We start from the raw sequence: 22,098 nt of genomic DNA on the forward strand, positions 1-22,098 counted from the left end.
ACGGTAGTATATGTTAGTATAAATATACGTTTTGCAAACCGCTCTGCAAAAAGGAAGGATCTCAGGTGGTTAAACAAAAAGCGTGCATCTCTTTCAGGAAATCATAAAGTGATTTCATGGAAGGAATGGGTTCTGCTACCAGTAAGAACAGCCGCCCGGTTTGTTTTAAACGGGCTTTATTGGTACCTGTTTGTACATACTGGATGATCTTCTGGAAAACATTCGCTTCGAAATAGGGCGAATCCGGCCGGTTAATAAAATGACAACGCAGGGTTTCATTTTTCAGGGTCATTTTCTCAAAACCCAGGTCTACGGCCAGTTTGCGGCATTTAACGGTTTCAAAGAGGTCGTTGACCGGTTCCGGAACCGGTCCGAAGCGGTCCTGCAATTCGGTATACATCTCTGCCAGCTCTGCCTCCGATTCGCTGTTATCCAGGCGCTGGTACAGCGACAGGCGCTCGGTAATGCTTTCTACATAATCATCGGGAATCAGGATCTCCAGGTCGGTATCAATCGTACAATCGCTTACAAAGTCATCCTGTTTGCTGATCTCTTCCTTAAACAGCTCTTTGAACTGTGTCCGTTTCAATTCACGGATCGCTTCATCCAGGATCTTCTGATACGTCTCAAAGCCGATCTCCGCCATAAACCCGCTTTGCTCACCACCCAGCAGGTTGCCGGCTCCGCGGATATCGAGATCACGCATGGCGATCTGGAAACCGCTGCCCAGTTCGCTGTGTTGCTCCAGGGTTTGCAGGCGTTTCCGCGAATCGGCCGGCAGGGTGCTCATCGGCGGCGCCAGCAGGTAACAAAACGCTTTTTTATTGCTCCGTCCCACACGGCCCCTTAACTGGTGTAGATCGCTGAGCCCGAAATGATGGGCATTATTGATGATGATGGTGTTTACGTTCGGAATGTCTACGCCGCTTTCAACAATATTGGTACAAACCAGCACATCATAGCGGTGATCAATAAAGTCCAGTATTTTTTCCTCGAGTTTGGCACCCTCCATCTGGCCATGTGCATAGCTGATGGAAAGATCCGGACAAAGCCCCTGGATCAAGGTCGCCATTTCAGGAAGCCCGGCCACCCGGTTGTGGATGAAAAATACCTGCCCTCCGCGTTCTGTTTCAAAGTAAATAGCATCACGGATAGCGTCTTCATTATATACCAGCACTTCGGTCTGGATCGGCTGCCGGTTGGGTGGTGGCGTATTGATGATGCTCAGATCCCTGGCGCCCATCAGTGAGAACTGGAGGGTGCGGGGAATGGGTGTTGCAGTAAGGGTTAAACAATCCACCGTATTGCGCAGCACTTTTATCTTTTCTTTATGGGCTACGCCAAATTTTTGTTCTTCATCAATCACCAATATGCCCAGGTCTTTGAATTTTACCTCTTTTCCCAGCAATCCGTGCGTGCCTACCAGGATGTCGATCTTGCCTTCTTCCAGTTTTTTTAGGGTCTCTTTTTTTTCCTTGGCCGATTTAAAGCGGTTGAGGTAATCGACGGTTACCGGAAATTCTTTTAACCGGTCGCTGAATGTTTTAAAGTGCTGGAAGGCGAGGATGGTAGTAGGTACCAGCACGGCGGCCTGTTTGCCATCTACGCAGGTTTTAAAAGCCGCGCGGATCGCGATCTCGGTTTTGCCGAAGCCTACATCACCACATACCAGCCGATCCATGGGCGATTCCGATTCCATATCTTTCTTAACATCCGCAGAGGCCTTGCTCTGGTCGGGTGTATCTTCATAAATAAAGGAAGCTTCCAGTTCGGTTTGCAGGTAATTATCCGGTGTATGGGCAAAGCCTTTCTGCGCTTTGCGCTGTGCATACAATTTGATCAGGTCAAAGGCGATTTCCTTAACCTTGGCTTTTGTTTTTTCCTTTAACCGGGTCCAGGCATCGCTGCCCAGCTTATTTACCTTGGGCACACTGCCGTCCTTTCCGGTATACTTGGAAATTTTATGCAGGGAGTTGATGTTGACGTACAATACGTCTTTATCCTTATAAATAATACGTACGGCTTCCTGTGTTTTTCCGTTTACATCCATCTTTTGCAGGCCGCTGTATACCCCCACACCGTGGTCGATATGGGTAACAAAATCACCTGGCTGCAGTTCTCTTAAGGTACGCAGGGTGATGGCCTTGTTTTTATTATAGGCCTGCTTAACGCGGTATTTATGATAGCGCTGGAAGATCTCATGATCGGTATAGCAGAGGATCTTCAGATCTTCATCCGTAAAACCCAGGTGGATGGCCGCCGAAACGGGGTTAAACACCAGTCCTGCATCCTGGTCATCGAAGATCGATTGCAGGCGCTGCAGTTGCTTTGGATTTTCTGAAAAGATATACAGGGCAAATCCTTTTGCTTCGTGCGCCTTCAGGTCTTTGATCAGCAGCTCAAACTGCCGGTTGAACGCTGGCTGTTCTTTGGTACGGAATGCATATTCACGGGTCACTGATGCGGGCATCTGTTCCAGGTGTACGACAGTTCTTGCCGCCAATGCCGTTTCAAAATCATGCGCCGTTATAAAATCCTCAATGCCGACGTTCTTCTTGAATAACTTGTCATCCCGGTTATCTTCCACACGCCCGTTGCCCGTATCCTGCAATTCAAGAAAATGGGCCAGTTCTGAAGCATTGTCCTTTAACCGTTCGATACATAAAGATGCATCCTGTACCCAAACGGCTGTGTTTTCCGGCAGAAAATCAAAAAGCGATACGTGTGCTTCTTTGGCAAACTGGGTATCCACATTCGGAATGATGGAAACCTGTAATAATTTGCGTTCGCTCAGCTGTGTTTCCGGGTCAATGATCCGGATCGAGTCGATATCGTTTCCAAACAATTCGATCCGGTAGGGTTTGTCGTTGCCAAAAGAGTAAATATCAAGGATCCCCCCGCGCAGGGCAAACTGCCCGGGTTCATATACAAAATCACTGCGTTCAAAACCATACCGGTCCAGCTTTAGCAGCAATTCCTCTATATCCAGCGGATCTGCCGTTTTCAGGTGGATGATATTTTCTGCCAGCGTGGAGGATACCACTACTTTTTCAAAAATAGCATCGGCGTAAGTGACCAATACTTTTTTATTGCCACCTCCGGCCAGTTTTGTGAGTGCTTCCGTGCGCAGCATTACATGCGATGCATTCAGCAGCCGGTAGTTCTTTGTGGTTTTGAAAGAGGAAGGAAAGTAGAAAATATCGAGCGCGCCGGTAATATTTTCCAGGCTGTTCTGGAAATAGGCCGCATCTTCCGGTTCGTTAAGAATGATTACATGATTGAGTGCCGGCGATTGGGCCATACAGGCACCTACAATGAACTGGGAAGCGCTTCCATGTACACCGGAAAGCGCCAGTTGCGCAGGTTGAAGCAAGGAGAGTTCGCTCGCTATTTGTAAACAGCGGGGGTCTTCACCATAAAAATTCTTCAACACTTCCGTTTGCATGGGGGCGCAAAGATACGACGACTTTAAAAAAAATCCCAACCTCCCGTTTATCAAAATCACCGCACCTCCTTCAAATGCCTGTAAACCAGTGTCTTTACCCCGCGTTAAAAAAACGCTGCGGTAGAGGCAATTAGTAGGCTGCCGGTAGAAGTTTTACTAAAATTTACTTTATCTTACAAAGAAAAACGGTATGTCCCTCACTTGGCTTACAGGAACGGTTGTAGACATTATCGATGAAACGTATAATACCAAACGGTATTTTATACAGGTGGATGCCAGCGAGCATTTTGATTTTACAGCAGGCCAGTTTGTAACGCTGGATCTTCCCATTCATGAGAAACCCAATAAGCGCTGGCGCAGTTATTCCATTGCCAGTGCCCCCAATGGTACGGCAATATACGAGCTGCTGATCGTGCTGGTGGAAGACGGACTGGGTACGCCGTATATGTTCAAAAACTGGGAGCTGGGCAGCAAGGTGATCTTTCGCGGGCCGCTGGGGGTGTTTACCCTGAAGGAAGAACAATTGCAGCATGATCTGTTCCTGGTATGTACCGGAACGGGAATTGCACCGTTCCGCAGTATGCTGCATACGCTGGTACGGGAGAATATTCCGCATAAGGATATTTACCTCATTTACGGTTGCCGCACACAGGAAGACCTGTTGTATTATGAAGAGATGAAAAACCTGGAGCTGGAAGATTTTCATTATATCCCTACCTTATCGCGTGCGGAGTGGGAAGGAAAAAAAGGATATGTGCATGCCATTTATGAAGAACATGCTGCAGGTAAAGCGGATGCGAACTTCTTCCTCTGCGGCTGGAAGAACATGATCGACGAGGCCCGCCAACGGATCGTGCAGATGGGATTTGATAAAAAAGCGGTGCATTTTGAGCTTTACGGTTAGCCCGGTACGGGAAAATGTTCGCCGGTGCTTGTTGCCCCGAATGTATTATATTTGCCACCCATTTTGGCCCGGTAGTTCAATGGATAGAATAGGAGTTTCCTAAACTCTAGATACAAGTTCGATTCTTGTCCGGGCTACATAACCGGAATTTTCAAAGATTTTTTGAAAATTCCGGTTTTTATATATCCTGAGATAACACAATTGGAATGGTATTCTAATAATGTGCCTACTGGTTAAGTTGCCGGCATCTCATAAAACACTGAGGTTTTCAAGCCTTTTAAAGGATAGCTTTTAGCAGAATTTCTAGCTCCAAATTTATTAGGAGGTTGTTCATCCCGTGCAGATGGCTGCTATTTCGCCTGTCTAATACCCGTAAAGTGACTTCGTAGGTTTCTTTATCACTTTACCCCCGCAATTTGCGATATTAACAATCGACCTATGTGAATAATTTCAAAGAGGCTACTTTTTCGCGCCCATAGACGCGCTGGTGTTCAGGGATATCCGGTCGCTTGAAGTAACGGCCGAGACCGTCGTGAAATGACACCGTTCGATCAGCAGATAAGGAGCTGCTTTTGCAGATTATCCGAATTTCCTTTAATGAATTAGGAAAGATTAGGACATTTTTGCAATTATGAACAGCATCACTAAAGAAGTGTTCGATATGGGATATACTGCAATAGATGCACTTTTCCCCAAGCGGCAAATTTCAAATCTGGAATGCGAACTATTTAACCTAAGTGTATTCGATTTTCAGTGCGCTTCGGCAAACCTCCTTTGTTATAGCAGTGTTGCCGGAATGGCTTCAGATCCTTTAGTTATGGACCTGGTAAAATCGCTATCCGGTACCGAGCTATTTCCGGTGAGAGCGCTTGTACTTGACAAAACAAAAGAGATGAACTGGCAGCTTCCCTGGCACCAGGATCTTAAAATTGCGGTGCAGCAGAAAACCAATGCCGCAGGTTATACGAATTGGTCGCTTGAAGCAGATGTATGGCATGTTCAGCCTCCGGTGCAGGTATTGGAAAGACTTATAACAATAAGAATTCATTTTGATTCCTGTACAGAAGAAAATGGCGCCATGCATATTATTCCCGGTTCGCATCGGAAAGGCATCTTATCTAGCGAACAGATATCTAAAATTACAGAAAGCGTTGAGCACAAAACCGTTTCCATGAAGTCAAATGGTATTATGTTGATGCGGCCATTATTATTGCATGATTCGCCGGCCAGTTGCAGCAACATTAGACGACGTATTCTTCAAATCGAATACGGTTTCGACCTGAATAACGGTATAAACTGGTTGTAAATAAACAGTTGTGTCTTGACGAACCGGAATATTTTATCATATCAAAATCACCTTAACGATAATTTCTAAGTAGTGCGCAGGGCTTGGGCTTGATGATTTATTTGTAGCCGGCCAGATTTAAAATGTAACTATTTTTTGCCATGTTTCTTTAAAACGGTTTGTTTAGACGCGCATCCGTGGCCTAAGTTCCAAAGCAGTGTTGGAGCTGGTGTTTCGTCGTATGCTTTTCATAGATCTGTTTGGTTGTTTGTCCTATCCTGTGGTCGTTTATCGATTAGTTAAAAGATGGCTGGTACGCTGCTCTATATTCGGTAAAGAATTACTGACTTTATTGGTAAGGTTTTGTGGAGCGTCATATTTTGTGGTCTTTTCCTGCTGATCGTAACAAAGCCAATAAAATCGAAGAAAAAAATCTATAATAAATAATAGAATCCTGACGATGAAATTTTATTTTTTGATCCTGGGTATGCTACTACCCCTGGCTTCACATACGCAGAACTTTATTACGAGGTGGGTGTTTCAGCAGCCCTCCAGCACTTTGACCTTTAATGGAGTAACCGAGGGCGAAGTAGTTTGTAGATGGACTACCTCTTCCAATCCTACGGGTGGCATCCACAGATTTAGCAACACTAATGAGAATATACCTATAATATTAGCTATACCAATACCTGCAGGAGATACCGTAACGCTAAGTATGGAACCAACCAATCTGCGGCGCTTTTTTATAAATGGAGGTTATAATAATGCAAATAGGAATGAACTCAGAGAAGTACGGCAATGGGGCAATGTTCCCTGGCAAAGCATGGAGGCTGCATTTAGCGGTTGTCCAAATTTTAATTTGATAGCTACGGATGTGCCTGACCTTTCGAGGGTTAAAAGCATGAAGCAGATGTTTTGGTTTTGTAAGGCGTTTACGCCACCGTTCAATATAGACCTCTGGGATGTGAGTGGTGTGAACGATATGGAGTCCATGTTCTCAGAAATTGCATCCTTTAACCGTGATTTAAGTGCATGGGATCTGAAAGCGTTGATCAACGCACAGGGTATGTTTAGCAACAGTGAGATAAGTTGCGAAACCTACAGCCGTATCTTAAAAGCCTGGGCTGAGAATCCTAATACGGCGGACAATGTAAACTTTGCATTCCAAAGAGGAGCCGTATATGCCAATACTGCGGCGTCCTACCGCAATGCGCTTTTTACCAAAGGCTGGCGGATTAGTATGGATAATATAGCATGGCCGGGAAACCCCTGTTATAATATGGCATTACCAGTAACTTTTGGCAATATAAGGGCTGCATTTAGAAACGGCGCCCTACAGGTGAACTGGGCGACCCTTACAGAAACCAATAACGAACATTTTGAAATAGAAGCTTCAATTGATGGTATAAATTTCACTAAAATCGGTAGCGTTCTATCTAGGGCTGCTGCCGGCAATTCATCCGTGCAATTAAATTATGAGTTCAGCAATAATATCAGCAATACAATATTGGTAACTTGGATAGGCATATTGCTGCTGTGCAGCGCCGGTTTTGGGACCAGTCATCGTAAAAAGAGCCTCTTCCCACTACTGGCATTGATAGCGATGAGTTTGTCCATTGCGGGCTGTAAGAAAATCAGTCCCTCCCCGAAAGATAATAACAGGAGCTTTTATATACGCATTAAACAAGTGGATATGGATGGAAATTTTACGCATAGCAAAGTAGTAAAGGCCGAGATTGAGTAATTGCAAGTAAGTGAACTTTTACTCGAAATGGCCGCTGAATTGCTAGTTCGTTGGCCTTTTTTTACAGGCAAGATCCATCCTCTTTTTATTATTCGAATATTTCCCTAAACGACAATAATTTTTTGCCATCATCGTTTTCTTCGGAATTTTGAGATGGTGTTTGTTTGATTGGAAAGAACGTTTATCCAAATTGTTGTCCGGACCATTGTCATTCTGAAGGTTGACAACTACTAAACTTCAAAAAATCCTCAATAATTAAGTTTGAGGATTTTCCAGTTTGCTCTACATAACCGGAATTTTCAAAATCTTTGAAAATTCCGGTTATTATTTTGTTGTATTGAATTTATTAAAAACCATTCACTTTCTTAACCCGATATCCGCTTGTAGATTTCCTGAAAAGTCGGGAGCGGAGGGTGCAATTTTAAACTGAGCCGCCGATAGTTAAAAGTTTTTCGAAATGCCTATGCTGGCAGATTTGCCAAAGCTGACAGTCAAATACGAAGGTTTATTGTCTGCATCTTTTATACCGCTTTTTTGATACTCAATACCACCGATGGATAGGTTAAGCCCGAAATTGTTTTTAACATTGACAAAGACAGCAGGAAATAATCTTAACCGTATACCTGTGGTAGACACTTCTGAAGTGATTTGTTGAGGTTGCGTACCGGGATATCCGCTTTGTAGAGCTATGTTGTTTTTCCCATTCAGATACAAACCTTCCAGCTGGCCGAATACCGAAAAAATGTCCGATAGTTGCTCCGTGTACCTGATAAAAGGCCCTACGGCCAGACTCTTGCTTTTTGACACCGATTTGGAAGTAAGTACGTCAGCGCCACCGGTGTAGTGTTCCGTAGTATTTTCCTGACTGGTAGCTAGCGTGGAAAGTGTGACTCCGGCTGTTAGCTTTTCCCCGAATTGATAACCTAAATAGGGAGAAAGATTTGTTGAGCGACTTTTGCCGTTGGTTACGGAAGTGCCATTGATAAATTGAGTATGATCGTCTTTTCGAAACTCAATGTTTCCTCCAATCAGCACTGTACGTTTCTGGGCAAGACCGGGTATGCTCACAATGAGCCCTACGGTCAGCAATAAAATTTTTTTCATAAACTGTTAATTAAGATTTGCCGGGCAAGATAACGTATTTATACTTGTTGTTTGGCTTTCTGCATCATGTTCAAATAGCGTAACGATTGACAAGCATTTTTCAACAGTATTTTTCCGGGTGCCTTTTTATTATATAAATGTATCCATATTCATCCCCGGCAACACTTACTGTATACGAAGCGACCATCTTCATAAACCTGCTTGATGCGTACCAATTTTTAAGGTGAGTTTCTGCATCCGCCGGGTTGTTTTTATTACAAGCTATTCCTGCAAGGGGGTGAAATCATTTTCAGCCCTTACTAACGGCCGTTAAATGAATGATGACTTTTCAGGATGAGACGGGTGCTGTTTTAATAAACAATGCCCCTATTGTATTTTCACTAAAGACCCATTCAAATTCTACTACTGTTTTTTTACACGTTTTTAACAACCTGTAGATTGCATCAATAACATACTGTTCTAAAGAGGAACAATTCATAATAAGCCACTAACCATCATTCAAAAATGGTTAGTAATAAATGGCCAGATATTGAATTAAAAGCCTAGCAAAACTATCAAACTAAAAAATATGAAAATTTCATTATTCAAAGCTTATCCGCTTCTTATTATTAAGAAGCATGCTACATACCTGTTGCTCCTCAGTCTCCTGGTTTCTTCTTTGATCAGTCCTGGAATTGCGAAGGCCCAGTGCGGGGGTGGTGGATTGGGTTGCCCGGGCACGAACTATGCCAATTATGGCGTGAATGCTACAGGTGCTGCCACCATCGAGTACGATAACTTTGTATCCGGGTTTCACACCTCTACTGCACGTGAAACAACCGGAGAACTGAAGATATGGGGAGCACGTTCAAAATATGACGGTAGCGGCAATTTGCTGATCCCTACGGCTATTAACAGCATTAATTTTCCGGGACTCACGGGCACGCCCCTAAAAGTTACCCTGGGAGGCAATTATACCGGTGCACCCCAAACCATATTGCTGACAACGGATGGCCTGTGGGCCTGGGGTGCTGTTGCCCAGGTTGTAAATACCGGTGTAAAAAACACGGCCGCTTTTGGAAAAGTAGCCCTGGGTCTTCCCCCGGGTGTAACCCCGCTTGATGTCAAAATGCTTTTTGGAACTTATGGAAATCTGGCTGTTACTACCTGCAGCGGGGATGTATGGGTGCTAACCAACACAGACGCAAGTATGCGTGGAGACGCCGCCGTTAGCGGATATACGACCTGGGCGAGGGTAACCAAGTCCGATGGCAGTAACCTTACAGGCGTTATAGCCACCAGAGGGGCCTATGGTGCTTTTTTTGCACTTACCAATACCGGTGCACTTTATACCTGGGGTGAGCGAACCTATCTTGGTAATGGAACTGCGGAGGCCACCAGGAACCGTGCTACTTTAATGACACCGCCGTCTGTTTCTGAAGGACCCATAAAAATGATCGGCGTTACAGCGAATTATACCACATCGGTATCCTATTATGTGCTTTACGAAAACGGTAAGCTTTTTTCCATGGGCTACAACGCGCACCGGCAACTGGGCGATTTCACTACCACTACCCGTACCTCCTGGGTACGGCCAATGTACCCCTCAACAGCCAACCCGGCCGTGGCTGGCAACCCCATGAACGATATCCTGTGGATATCACCCAACGAACACGATCCCAATTATGCGGCCATAAACGTGATCAATGCGCAAGGCCACCGGATATTTTCCTGGGGAGAGCAGAATGGTGGTATGCTCGGAAGAACGGATGGGGATCTGAACCCCGGTCAGCCCGCAGATCTGGCCACCAGCGATATCGAGGGGGTTGAAACCGGCGGGCATACCACCCTGGTGGTTAATGCCTGTCGCTCCAGCTTTGGTTACGCAGGACACAAGATAAATGGAAGCATGGGTGACGGAACTGCAGATAGTTATTATACCAATAACTACTCTTTTGAATCTAATCTTTTAAGTCTTTGCGGCCTGGCTACGCAAGCTCCTAAAATCAATATTGCCGGTTCCCCTTCCATAAATGATAATGGCGAAATTTGCGTGGGCACTTCCGTGGTCCTTAGCCCAACGCCTGCCGGGGGAACGCTTTCCATTACCAGTGGCGGCACATCTGCAACGCTTACAGATAATGTGCTTCATTTTACAGCGGCCACCCCGGCCAATACACCTGTGGTAGTAAGCTACACGGTATCAACACCCTCCTGCGGAACGGTTACGGAAAGCCGGCGCTTCCTGTCGGCTGTGTGTACCCCCACTGTTACCATACCCGGAAGCCTATGGAATGATGCAAACGGCAACGCCGTACAGGGATCCGGAGAAACGAGCCTGTCCAATGGGATGTGGGCTAACCTGGTAGGGCCGGATGGCAAGGTAATCACGTCCGTAAAAATAAACAGCGACGGTACGTTTAACTTTGTTGTCAGCAAATCGTTGTTAACGGCATCGGGTAATTATTCCTTAATTCTCACCAATACGCCCCAAACTCAGGGAACCAGTCTTACAAGCGCTGAAGCTCCGGCTAACGGGTATGGATATACCGGGGTGAACCGCGGTTCCGGTGCAACAGCCGACCCGTCTAACCGTACCGGTATTGTAAAACTGGGTGATTTAAGCGCTGCCCCAAACAATAGCACCACCAGTAGTGTTAATTTAGGAATTTCTAACGACCCTATCGTACTGCCTGTTGTATTTGGCAGCATCAGCGCAAAATGGAACGGAAATAACCTGAATGTAACCTGGACTACTGAAACGGAAAAGAATAATGACTATTTTGATATAGAAGCCTCAACAAACGGTGTTGATTTTATAAGTATAGGAACCGTTAAATCCCTGGCACCGGACGGCAACTCAGATAAAGCCATTCAGTATGAATTAACAAAGAGCCTGACCGGCAACACACTCGCGTCTATACTGGGCATTAGCCTGTTAGGGCTGGGCTCAATAGGGCTATACCGGAAACGGAGACTTCGTTTACCTTTTACGCTTGTTATTATGTGTGGGCTTACTGCCATCTTATTTGGGTGTAAAAAAGCAACATCTGATGAACTTGGCGGAGATGGCAAGGTATTTATCAGAGTAACACAGGTAGATAAAGACGGCAGCCGATCTTCTTCAAAAGTGGTTAAAGTAGTGCAGGAATAAGATTTTATAAAAAAAATCTAAAGGGCAGAGATCGATTCCAGGCTTTTTGAGGCCAGGGTTTCGGTCTCTCTTTTTTTTATTATCACGATCCGAACTTCAAGCCATTATTTCAACCGCATAGTTCATATGGCTAAGAACTGCCCAACAGCATTACCTGCGCGAAAATCAACAGTAGTTACAAAAGCGGGAACCGCGTGAAGCTGTATCTGGATGAAGAAGGCAAACTAAACCTTTCAACTAAAGTTCATCAACCATTATTACACCATTCTGAATTGCAAATTTAATAATGCCTGCCAGTGTTTTGGCATTTACTTTGCGCATAATATTGCTCCTGTATTGTTCTATGGTTCGTTCTGAAAGGTTTAAGTAGTGGCTGATTTCTTTGGTGGTTACCTGCTTACATAACAGCCGGATCAGCTCCAACTCTTTGCCGGAGAATTTAACATTCCCAATGATATGTTTAATCGCGAAGTCATCGGTGGCCGTGGAAAAACGGTTCACAATATGTGTTCTTGCCTCTTTACAGAAATAGTCGCGCCCCTGCATTAACAAATGAATGGCGTTTACAAACTCCTCGTCATCCTCCCGCTTGATTACATACCCATCTATTCCTGCTTTTAGCATTTTTATAATAATATCGGGGCTGTAAGAAAACGAATAGGCTAGTATTTTGGCTGAGGATAATTTTTCCTTTAACTGCCGTACAAGCAAATCGCCGGGCATATCGGGAAGATGAAAATCTACGATGATGAGGTCGGGAAAATTCCGGAGCGCCTGGCTCATACCCGATGCGCCGTCGTGCGCCATATAAAAAGTTTCAAACAAGCGGCCGGCTATTAGTTTTATACCATTGGCCACCATTTTGTGATCATCAATGACCAATATCGACTTATATGTTGGATTAACAGCGTTCATGAAATTTTTGCTAAGCGGGTTATCAATTTATTGGATCTTTTCTACAAAACTATCTTAATAATACAGATAGCTGTATCGAATAGCCTTTGGGGTGCTGATGCTGTATCTTATATGCTCCGTTAAGACCTTCGATTCTTTCTTCCATATTTTTCAACCCCATACCTGCGCTTTTTTTACTGCTATCCCAGCCTTTGCCGTTGTCTTTGTAGGTAAGGGCGAGCCGGTTATTATTTTGTTCAAAATCTATTTCAATTTTACTGAATTCAGCGTGTTTTATTGTATTCGTGATGCATTCGTTTAAAATTGCTTTTAGTTCAGCGTACTGATAGTGACTGATAAAACGCTTTTCATTTGATGGCTTTCCGATGGAATAAGCGAAACTGTTGTCAGTATTTAGCTTTTGTAATAGCTGTCTGATATCCTCAATCAGAGTGGCAATGGTATATTGCCGGTCCGATCTGAGATCGTGCGACAAGCTGCGGATAAGCGTCATGGTATGATCGATTTGCTTTTCCAGTTCGGTTTTTTTGCCGCTGTTATCTGTTGCCTGTGAGCGCACGAGGGCTTTGGCATACAACAGGGCGGGACTGGCTTCATCGTGTATATTCCGGGCAAGATTCATTTTGAACTTTAAAAACCGGGCCTGCTGCCTGTGACGAACAAATCTTATGGTAAAGATACCCACCAGCAATAAAAACCCGAGTGCCACACCGGTCAGCATTAATTTCCGCTCAGTTGCTTTCTGTCTTACGCTGGCTTCTTCCAGTAAAAATTGTTTTTCCTCTGCCGCTGCTTGTGCATACAGTATATTATCCACATCCCGTGCTATGAGCGAGCGGGATGAGTCGAGGATTGCTATCGCCCTTGTCAATGTATCAGCACTTTCTTTAAAAAGCCCCTGGTTATACAGTGCCTTTGCTTTGTAGTTTTGATACTCGAATAAAAGGTAGGGTTTTCCGCTATTTTCTATAACGCGCCTGTAAATATCAAGGTAGCGAGCGGTACTGTCGGGGTTACGCTGTGTAAGATAATAATCAAGTTTCCAGAAATTAAGATTGATGTCGATAAGGTTTCTTCGTTCCTGAGACGTTATGGCGCTGTTTCGTAATGCTTCCATCTGTTGTATCGCTTTCCACTGTTTCCCGGCATCTTTTATTACTGATGCTCCTTTAATGGCTGTAAGCGTTTGCACATGAGCGATCGCACTCATTAAATTGTTGTCTGTACCGTATTTTTCCTTTGTTATACTAATGATTTGCTGCATTAACCCGGCTATAGCCTGGCCATTGGTTATTTGCCCGAGATCGTAATAGGCAGCTGCGGTCAGGTTAAGAAAAATGACGGCCTGCCCCATATCCTTTCCGCTCATTGGCTCTTTTTTAGCCAGCTGCGGTATTGTAGTTATGTAGTTCTTTGATCTTTCGTAAAGTGCAATTGTTTTCTCCGGCGAATTAACTACATCGTAATACCCAGCAAGGGAAGATAAAGCAGAAAGCGATGGCCTGTTGTTGTGAGCAGCACGTTCCAGTTTGTCAATTTTTTCAGTGTAATATAACTTTTCTCCCATACGGCTGGTCATATGGGCCTGGTTGCTTAAAATAGCGTAATAGTTGCGCTTTTGCTCATAGCTGTTGTCATCATCCCATATCGTTTTCCGGTATTGACTTAGCAGCGCTATGGCTTCTTTGTTGGTAAAGTTAATGTTGGCCGACATGAATAACCCCATCGTCGTGTAAACAGAGTCGAGATACGCTTTTTTTTTGATGCGGCCGCCTGTATAAGCCTGATCGATCCTGGAGATTACTTTTCGGGCAGAATCTTTTACGTTATCGCCAAATGCAGCCGGGGAAATAAAAAGCAATGGAAAAAAAGCGATCAGTGCCTTTTTTAAAATGCGCCCATTGTAAAATGAAACCGTATCATTCTTCTTAAGCGATGGTTGCAGATTGAATAAAACATTCATTGATAAAACTATTTCAACGTTCCTGGGGTTTGGTTGGTGTGTAAAAAGAATACCTTAAATGGCTTACGGGTGCAAAGAAAAGAAATATTCGTCAAAGACTATTTAAGAACTTGAATACTAAAGTATTGCGTGGGTGTTTTATCCGTATATTTTCAATAGTTATATAGTAAAAGTACGATACCTTAAATGCCGGCGAACTGGTTGTTGCGTTCCGGCACTCTCATTTTACCGCAGGAATGTGAATTGAGGAATGCTTTTTATAGTTGGGTTCGCTGGCGGTTTCCGCAGTGGGTTAGTACCACCCGATGACCCGCTGCCACTAACGTTGCCGGATTTTTCCTTCGATTTCAAGGCTCAGCAGGCCACAAAAGGAGCATTTATAAAATAGTTCTGATTTTTTTTCTAACTTATGCAACATTTTAAAAGATCCGGCGCCTTAAATACAGAAAGCCGTAAAGCAAAACAGTTTAAGAAAACAGCGTATAAGAGTGTTGCAACTACCGAAGGACTTAGATGACCAGGAGCTGATGAAGCGGTGCCGGCAAGGCCGTGCGGACTGTTTTTCCGAGCTCTACCGGCGCTACAAAAAGGCGGTTTTCAACACCATCCTGCGTTTGGTGACTGATTTTGCCCAGGCGGAAGATCTTTTGCAGGAGGTGTTTATAGCGCTTTACCAGGAAATTATGAAAGGCCGGCAAATTGAACACTTCGGCGGCTTTTCCAGGCGGGTTGCGGCTAACAGGAGCATCAGCTTTTTACGCCAGCACAAGCGAACCCTGGTTTTTGAGGATGAGCATGAAAATATTATGGAGGCTGAAGCGGAAGACGAAGGACTTTTTGAAATGCGGGTGGAAGAGGTGAAAAAGGCGATCAGCTCTTTGCCCGAGGGATTCCGGACCATTGTGAACCTTTACGTAATGGAAGGATTGCCACAGGAAGAGATCGCTGGTTTGTTGGGTATTTCCCATGCAACCGTGCGTACACAATATCATCGCGCCAAAAAGAAAATATTATCGCTCTTACAAAAAGAGACCGTATAAGATGAAGAAAGATATTTTAAAAGAATTTGTATCCGAAAACAGGCACGATTTTGACGACCAGGAACCTGGTTCGGATGTACTCAGTAAAATCCAGTCGAGGCTGGGAATGGAACCACCGGTTGCTGCACCCCGGGCAAAAACCGTCCGGTTGCAGTATTGGTGGGCCGCCGCAGCCATCCTTGTAATCATAGCGGGTATCATGGTTCTTTCTCAACCGGAAAAAATAGCTGCCCCCCCCGTCGCAATTAAAACAGAACCGGGACCTGTAACATCCCCTGTTCATTCAGAAAAGAAAGATTCAATTACCAGCGTTCCGCCCATGATTGCAGATATTCCGGATACGAGGCAAAAAAATGCAGTTGTAAAAAGACCGCGCAGGATGGTTGAAGAAAAGGTAAACGCTCCTGTCGGTTCAGGGGAGGAAACAGTGGCTTCCCATACTGCGGCGAACGACTGGAAAAAAGAGCTGCAAAGCGAAAGTTCATCTGCGCGGTTAGCGGCGGTTCTGGCATCGGGTAAAAGCAATACGTTGTCGGGTAGCGATCTGCAACTGCTTTCCAATACCATGAACAACGACGAAAACAGCAACGTACGCCTGGCCGCCCTGGACATATTGAAGAAGCAGGATAACCAGGAGGCTGTAAAGGAGCTGATTTTGCAATCGGTAGCCAAACAGGATGATCCCGTGGTGCAAATGGAATTGCTGGCATCTCTGTCGTCGGATCAAGCTTCAAATATTAAAAAACAGCTGTTAGAGATCACTCAAAATCCAATAAATATTGACGCAGTACGCAATGAGGCCTATGCGGCACTGCTTCGATCAGAATCCAATTTTTAAAATAACAAGATACCAAGAATGAAAAAAATAGTAGTAACCATTATTTTGGCGATAGCATTCGTTTCTTTGACCCATGCCCAGGAGCGGCAATTCAAATTATCTAAAAAAACAGGTACATTGAAAGTGAATATCTCCGGTGTAAATATTGAAGGATACGACGGAAATGAAGTTGTTTTTTCTGCGCCGGAACGGAAGCGGGAAGACAAGGATGAAAGAGCCGCCGGGCTTAAATTGGTTTCGGGTTCCGGTTTAACGGACAATACCGGTTTGAATCTGAGCGTTCAGGAAAACGCAGGCGTGATTGAGGTAGACCATGTTGGCAAAACAGACCGGGAGCTTATCACCATTAAAGTGCCAAATACCATGTCTGTGAAGGTGGCAACAACCGATGTTATGAACGCCGGTAAATCTGTAAACATAAAGGATTTCAAAGGCGAATTGGAGATCAGCGTTATGTACAATGCCATTTCCCTGGAAAACGTTACAGGCCCTGTGAATGCAAAAACAATTTACGGGGAGCTGATCGCAAAATTTGCTTCTATCGTAAAAGGTCCGGTATCCCTGGTGTCCGTGTATAAATTTGTAGATGTGAGCATTCCGCCTACCCTGAAAGCCAATGTGAATCTTTCCTCGAAAAATGGAAACATCTATGCGGCCGATGGTTTGGATATAAAAAGGGAGACGCCGAAGGAGCAAAAAAGCAACGACGGAGAAGATCTTGCCGGCTTAAAGGATTGGAGCAGATCTTCAGATCTCATCGGAACCCTCAATGGCGGCGGAATTGATCTGATTTTGAAAACCAGCTATGGTAAGATTTACCTCCGAAAAAACTAAAGCCTGTAAATAGCATCACGGGCGATTCACATTTTTATCAATTATTCGCTTTTAAATTCATAATACTATGAAAAGGGTATTGCTTTGCCTGCTGTTAACGGGCATTACAGGGGTTTTGTTTGCGCAACGGGTCATTGAAAAAACCTATAAAACTTCTAAGGATCAGCCGGTATTATTACAGTTCGATTTTCCGAAGGTGAAAGTCAGCAGCTGGAACAAGGATGAAATCTACGTAAAGGCGACGGTTAATATCAATGACAATAAACAGAACGACCGGTTTGAGTTGCTGTATCAGATCAGCGGAGGGAAGCTGGTCATTAGCGACACCATTGATTTCAAACATATTGACCAGCAATATTATGTTGAGGTTGGTGGTGTAAAAAAGCATTTTGAAACCAAGACGGATTTTGAAAACTATAAGGAAGCACATCCGAATGAAAAATTTTCTTCGTATACTACAAACAACCTGGACATTCAAATTGAAGTAATCCTGCCTTTAAAGGATCATATAAATGTCAGATCTAAGTTCGGTTTGGTGGAGGTACAGGAGTATGCCGGCCCGTTGACGGTGCAAACGGAGTTTGGAAAAATTGATGCCCGGCTAAAGGAATCGCATGTTGGAAAAATTAAACTGACAAACCAGTTTGGAAAGATATACTCCGATTTTAACCTGAAGCCGGTAGAAAAGGAAGAACGCAGCTTCTACACGTCCATTACTGCTAATCCCGGCAACGGACCGATATACGAATTAACCTCCAAATTTGGAAATATCTATTTACGTAACACAAAGTAACCGCAATGATGCTTTCGTTATGATGAAGAATTTCCTGCTGAGGATTCAATCCCCGGGTCTTTTTAGCGCGTTACCCTGAAGATACAATCCCCCGGCTTGTTCCGGGGGCTGCCGGTAGTCAGATTCCGTTAGATGCTAAAATCAATTCGGCATGACCACAGTAAGGAAGGGCATCGCCTCACTGGTTCTGTTAAAAATGCTGCCAGGTTAAATAAACGCGCCGATCTTTTTTACGTTTTCTTCGAAGGACTCCCGGGCGCCTTTTGCTTTGTTTTTCATTTTTGTACGGTAGTTGTAAATGGTATTAACCGAATAGCCCAGGAAGCGGGCAATTTTAGAACTGTCTCCGATCCCGAGCCGTACCAACGCATAGATCCGCAATTCGGTATTGAGCACTTCTCCTTTTTTTAGAACGATTTGTTCTTCGTCTGCCAGCAACGCGTTAAACTGGGTTAAAAAATCGGGGAACACATTCACAAACATGGTATCGAAATTCAGGAACAACTCTTTGGACTCTTCTGCTTTCAGGGAGTTGTCTCGGGTAATATTATAAAGGTTCTCATATTGCCGGCCCTGCAGCTTTTTGTTCACCATGATGCGGTAGTTGTCTAACTTAATGATGTATTTAGCGCATTCATCCAGGAAATAGGCGATATATTCTTCTTTAATATGATCCGCTTCTGCCACCTCAAGATTCCGCTTTTTAAGCTCGTCATTCATGTCGTGGAGCTTTGCATTCAGCGATTGCAGTTCCTGGTTTATTTCTTTTAGTTTGCGGCTGAAGGCCTGGCCTTTTTTCAATTGTTTATACACGTAAACAATCGAAATGGCAAGCAAAACAGACAGGACACATACAACAATAAGTACGGCCTGCAGTTCCTGGCTTTTCTTTTTGTTCCGGCTTTGATATTCTTTGTCGATGATGTTTTGGATATTGAGGATTTCCGAACTCCGGATACGGGTATTGTAATCTTTTATATTATCAAGACAAAAGCGGATATACTGATAGGCCCGGTTGATATCTCCTTCCCGCATCAGCAGGGCTGCCAGGATGGAAATGGAGGCGTTGTCTTTTATGGCCAGCTGTACATCGGAGATAGCGGATAAGGTCAGGTATTTTTTTTCGTTCTTTACATCTCCCATTTTCCGGTAGATCAATGAACGGTGAAAGGTTACCAGGGCGTAGGGTATGGTAAAGGGTGTTGTTAATGTTAACCGCTGGTCATTGGCCCTTAAGGCCGCCGGGAAATCGTCTTTTACCCGCAATGATTTTTCTATACTTCGCAGGTGCTCTTCAGAAACGTCGGGCGTCATCTCCATTACGCGGATATCGAAATCCCGGGCTTTCTCCCAGTATGCATGCCGTTCCCGGTCATTCTGGCTATAGGAACCCAATCCCAGGTAGAGCTGCCGGTATGCCAGGTTAAAATCCAGCTGTTGCTGTAAACTTAAGGTTGCTTCTGTTACCTTTTCCAGTTGTTCCCGGGCTTCAAAATACATACCCAGACGCACAAAAAGCGTTGCCGAAGCAATGCGGACTTCATTTGTTTTGCTGATATCCTTCAGGCTGTCCGCTATATCCATGTTTTGGTTGAGATAATGTATCGCGGAATCTGATTGATAATTATTATATGCGTTGTACAACGACCTGTTGATCGCATACAGCTCGGAGCGATGATTCTTCAATTCTCTTCGCTCTGTTTTGAGTTCCTGTATCTTTTGCTCTTTCAGGCTCTCATAAACATGCGCGTTTTTTATTTTATCATCTAAAACCCTCAACAGCGAATCTACATTCTGGGCAGAAACCGCAATCTGTTTTAGTATGAGCAACCCAAAAATCAGTAAAACCTCTCTCATAGTATTTGTGAACTGATGCACAGTCTACCAAATATATGAAAATCGGGACTTGGGTAACAATATTTTGATTTCAATGCGGTAGATCCTAAAATAAAAATCCCGGCAGCCGTGATTGTCCGGTGCCGGGAATGGGTACGGAAAACGATGCGGTTATTGTGCGCTGATCACCACGGGCCACAAAGGGTTCTGTACCAGCAAATGTCCTTTGCTTTTGTTGATTTCATTTTGTGGAACAGGGTACCAGTAATATTCTTTTACCCAACGCCGGTCTTCCAGCTTTGTGCGTTTGAAGAAGGAGTCGGGATCTACCAGGGGTTTCACTGTTGTGGTTACATTGCCGTAAGTGATGGCCACGTTATCAAACCCGTTCATGTTCATGCCGCTCATACGGGTAATATCGCCATCTACACCACCTTTATCCGGTTGGTTGGTGGTTACCGGATCGCAGATCATCCATCTGCGCATATCGAACCAGCGTTGCCCTTCGCCCAACAACTCTACGTGCCGTTCCTGTACAATGGCCTTAAACTGGGCATCCTTGTTGCCGATAATACCGGTTTTAGTGCCACTTGCGCTCATTTCTGCATAGCCCGGTATTCCCGCACGGGCCCTTACCTTGTCGATATATTCAATAATTTTCGGGTCGCCCGGATTGATCTCATTCAATACCTCGGCATAATACAGGTAGAAATCTGCCAACCGGAACAGGATGGAAGGCCGCGCCCAGGAAGTATATACGGTAAACGGGCTTCCCGGTGCTCCGGGTACTGCAATGGAGGTGAGCCCCTGCGCGATGCGCCTGTTTTTGAATTTATATAACATGTATCCGGCTCTCGGCCAGTTTTCACCGCCCGCAATGCCCGATGGTTTGCCACGTCCGTACCACTGGTAGTAAACACCGTTGGCGTTATTATTTTCGTTGGCATGAATGTGCCAGCTTTTACCGTTATACCCTACGGTAGCATAAAAGCGCGGTTCCCGGTTCGCATACATATTAAATATGTTCTGATCTGCATGATTGTTGACATGCGTGGGATTGTTAACTGTGGTGAAGCCATTTTCCCGGTATCCCGATCCCTGGTCATAGATCGTCATGCCGTTGTCCATGAAGAATGCATCCACCGATTCCTGCGATACACCAATATTGGCAAAGTTGGTGGGACTGGCATAAAGATCAACCGGGTTTGAGCGGCGTTCCTGGTTGTTCGGATTGCTGTAATCATTATAAGCCGTTGCCCAGATAATTTCATCGTTGTATTTCTGGAAGACCTGGTATACTGATTCGTTGGGATTGATCTCTGTGCTATTCGGATAATATTCCACATGCAGCTTGTGCCCCAGACCATGTGCATAATCGAGGAATGCTTCCAGGTTTTTTTTCGCCGTTTGTATTTTTTCCGGGTTGTAATCGGGAAATAAACGGGTGCCATCATTGTTGGTAATGGCCAGACTTTCGGAAAAACCGCCGTTAAATAGTTTGGAAGAGGCATATACCCATAATTTGGCGCGCAAGGCGTAAGCCGCTACCAGCGTGGGGCGTACCATTTCTCCGGTGTTATACGTAATGGTGCTACCGTTCATTTGCCGGATGGTTGCAGGCAACTTTCCGCCGGCTATAATCTCCGCCAGTAAGCCGTCTATGTAATTGATCACGTCGTCCATGGGTGCCCGTGCAAAATCAAGATTCTGGTCCTCCGGATCGGCAATCTCCGTAACCAGCGGTACCGGACCATATAGTTCGAGCAGGGTAAAATAGGAATAGGCAATCAGAAACCGGGCCTCATCTTTCATACGGTCTACCTCGCTTTGCGGAAGTCCGTTGCTGCCGGAACCGGGAATGGCATGCGCTCTTTGTAAAAAGATCAGGGCCTGCCGGATATACTGGTATTGGGTGGCCCAGCGGTGATAGGCTGCATTGCCTGCCGTATAGCCGGATACCATGGTGCTCCGTGCAAAGTTGCAGACCATCTCTCCCGAAATGGCAGACCAGGGATTGCTCATAGCATCGGCGCTCGAGGCATTTTTTGAATATTCGATGATGCAATTAAAGGCATTGGCATGCCAACGTTTGGCGTATCCGGCATTTTCGAACACACCATCGATGGTCAGGTTGGCGGCCAGCTCTGAAGATACATCCAGGTATTTTTTGCAGGATGCAGTGAGCACGGTGGTTACCACCAGTGTACCGAAGAGAAGTTTATTGAATATTTTCATCTTGTATGTTTTATAATGAAACGGGAATA

General features: G+C 44.8%; 14 protein-coding genes and 1 tRNA gene. 9 read left to right on the forward strand and 6 right to left on the reverse strand.

Annotated features, from left to right (window positions below):
- Positions 1-61: 61 nt before the first annotated feature.
- On the reverse strand, positions 62-3,484 hold the full coding sequence (gene mfd, locus LQ567_RS18470; protein ID WP_231006983.1) for a transcription-repair coupling factor: 3,423 nt from the start codon (positions 3,482-3,484) through the stop codon (positions 62-64).
- Positions 3,485-3,635: 151 nt separating this feature from the next.
- Between mfd and LQ567_RS18475 the strand changes: the two genes are divergently transcribed.
- The 4 genes from LQ567_RS18475 (at position 3,636) to LQ567_RS18490 (ending at position 7,378) form a co-directional block, all read left to right on the forward strand.
- The gene (locus LQ567_RS18475) at positions 3,636-4,349 is read left to right on the forward strand and encodes a ferredoxin--NADP reductase (protein ID WP_231006984.1); all 714 of its coding nucleotides are present in this window, start codon (positions 3,636-3,638) and stop codon (positions 4,347-4,349) included.
- Positions 4,350-4,414: 65 nt separating this feature from the next.
- Positions 4,415-4,486, forward strand: a tRNA-Arg gene (locus tag LQ567_RS18480).
- Positions 4,487-4,980: 494 nt separating this feature from the next.
- A complete protein-coding gene (locus LQ567_RS18485; RefSeq protein ID WP_231006985.1) occupies positions 4,981-5,655 on the forward strand; it encodes a phytanoyl-CoA dioxygenase family protein in 675 nt (224 codons plus the stop codon).
- A 439-nt stretch (positions 5,656-6,094) separates the two neighbouring features.
- Positions 6,095-7,378 (forward strand): DUF285 domain-containing protein, encoded by a 1,284-nt coding sequence (locus LQ567_RS18490; protein WP_231006986.1) that lies wholly within the window; start codon positions 6,095-6,097, stop codon positions 7,376-7,378.
- A 441-nt stretch (positions 7,379-7,819) separates the two neighbouring features.
- Here LQ567_RS18490 and LQ567_RS18495 read toward each other — a convergent pair whose 3' ends face one another.
- Complete coding sequence (locus tag LQ567_RS18495; RefSeq protein ID WP_231006987.1) at positions 7,820-8,482, reverse strand: hypothetical protein; 663 nt, start codon at positions 8,480-8,482, stop codon at positions 7,820-7,822.
- Between the two features lie 568 nt (positions 8,483-9,050).
- Between LQ567_RS18495 and LQ567_RS18500 the strand changes: the two genes are divergently transcribed.
- Positions 9,051-11,615: a hypothetical protein gene (locus tag LQ567_RS18500; protein ID WP_231006988.1), complete on the forward strand. Its 2,565-nt coding sequence runs from the start codon at positions 9,051-9,053 to the stop codon at positions 11,613-11,615.
- Positions 11,616-11,852: 237 nt separating this feature from the next.
- Here LQ567_RS18500 and LQ567_RS18505 read toward each other — a convergent pair whose 3' ends face one another.
- Together LQ567_RS18505 and LQ567_RS18510 are read right to left on the reverse strand one after the other, a co-directional pair.
- Positions 11,853-12,530, reverse strand: a complete 678-nt coding sequence (locus tag LQ567_RS18505; RefSeq protein WP_231006989.1) for a response regulator transcription factor — start codon at positions 12,528-12,530, stop codon at positions 11,853-11,855.
- A 49-nt stretch (positions 12,531-12,579) separates the two neighbouring features.
- Positions 12,580-14,493, reverse strand: coding sequence for a sensor histidine kinase (locus LQ567_RS18510; RefSeq protein ID WP_231006990.1), 1,914 nt, complete (start codon positions 14,491-14,493; stop codon positions 12,580-12,582).
- Between the two features lie 488 nt (positions 14,494-14,981).
- Here LQ567_RS18510 and LQ567_RS18515 point away from each other — a divergent pair, with 488 nt between their 5' ends.
- From LQ567_RS18515 to LQ567_RS18530, 4 genes are all read left to right on the forward strand, one after another.
- Positions 14,982-15,533 (forward strand): RNA polymerase sigma factor, encoded by a 552-nt coding sequence (locus tag LQ567_RS18515; RefSeq protein ID WP_231006991.1) that lies wholly within the window; start codon positions 14,982-14,984, stop codon positions 15,531-15,533.
- A 1-nt stretch (position 15,534) separates the two neighbouring features.
- Positions 15,535-16,371 carry a HEAT repeat domain-containing protein gene (locus LQ567_RS18520; protein ID WP_231006992.1) on the forward strand — a complete coding sequence of 279 codons (837 nt, stop codon included), beginning with the start codon at positions 15,535-15,537 and terminating at the stop codon, positions 16,369-16,371.
- 18 nt (positions 16,372-16,389) lie between these two features.
- On the forward strand, positions 16,390-17,205 hold the full coding sequence (locus LQ567_RS18525; protein ID WP_231006993.1) for a DUF4097 family beta strand repeat-containing protein: 816 nt from the start codon (positions 16,390-16,392) through the stop codon (positions 17,203-17,205).
- A 67-nt stretch (positions 17,206-17,272) separates the two neighbouring features.
- Positions 17,273-17,998 (forward strand): DUF4097 family beta strand repeat-containing protein, encoded by a 726-nt coding sequence (locus LQ567_RS18530; protein WP_231006994.1) that lies wholly within the window; start codon positions 17,273-17,275, stop codon positions 17,996-17,998.
- A 207-nt stretch (positions 17,999-18,205) separates the two neighbouring features.
- On the opposite strand, the gene LQ567_RS18535 is transcribed toward LQ567_RS18530, so the two are convergent.
- Both LQ567_RS18535 and LQ567_RS18540 read right to left on the reverse strand, forming a co-directional pair.
- Entirely contained in the window at positions 18,206-19,855 is a 1,650-nt protein-coding gene (locus LQ567_RS18535; RefSeq protein ID WP_231006995.1) for a DUF6377 domain-containing protein, read from the reverse strand.
- 150 nt (positions 19,856-20,005) lie between these two features.
- Complete coding sequence (locus tag LQ567_RS18540; protein WP_231006996.1) at positions 20,006-22,069, reverse strand: RagB/SusD family nutrient uptake outer membrane protein; 2,064 nt, start codon at positions 22,067-22,069, stop codon at positions 20,006-20,008.
- Positions 22,070-22,098: the final 29 nt, after the last annotated feature.

The sequence above is a fragment of the Niabella pedocola genome, from assembly GCF_021044425.1.
Classification (GTDB): domain Bacteria; phylum Bacteroidota; class Bacteroidia; order Chitinophagales; family Chitinophagaceae; genus Niabella; species Niabella pedocola.